Source organism: Tritonibacter sp. SIMBA_163, assembly GCF_046535935.1.
Taxonomy (GTDB): Bacteria; Pseudomonadota; Alphaproteobacteria; order Rhodobacterales; family Rhodobacteraceae; genus Epibacterium; species Epibacterium scottomollicae.
Genome location: NZ_JAWJBP010000349.1, coordinates 1 through 277 on the forward strand (window position 1 = coordinate 1; position 277 = coordinate 277).

Below are 277 nucleotides of genomic sequence, written 5' to 3' on the forward strand. Positions count from 1 at the left end.
GGCCGCATCCGCAACGCCGAGATCACCCCCGACCAGATCACAGCCTGATGACGGTCCATGCCCGACCCCGACCCCCTCGAATTATTCCGCGAGGCGGTGCAGGACGAGCTGGGCCGCCGGTTGCCCGCGTGGGCGAGGGACGGCGTGGCCGACGGCATCGTGTACCGCCTGATGCGCTACTGCTGGCGGCAGAGCAGCGACGTGCTCGGCACCGAGGACGACCTCCAGCGGATCATGCCCGGCATCCCCGGCGAAGTGGTTGAGGCCATGATGCAGG

The 277-nt window shown here is 69.3% G+C and carries 1 protein-coding gene; it reads left to right on the top strand.

Annotated elements, in window-relative coordinates:
- Positions 1–57 precede the first annotated feature (57 nt).
- Positions 58–277, top strand: a 220-nt coding sequence (locus tag R0J92_RS22675; protein ID WP_411053320.1) for a hypothetical protein, incomplete at its 3' end; no start/stop codon positions are given.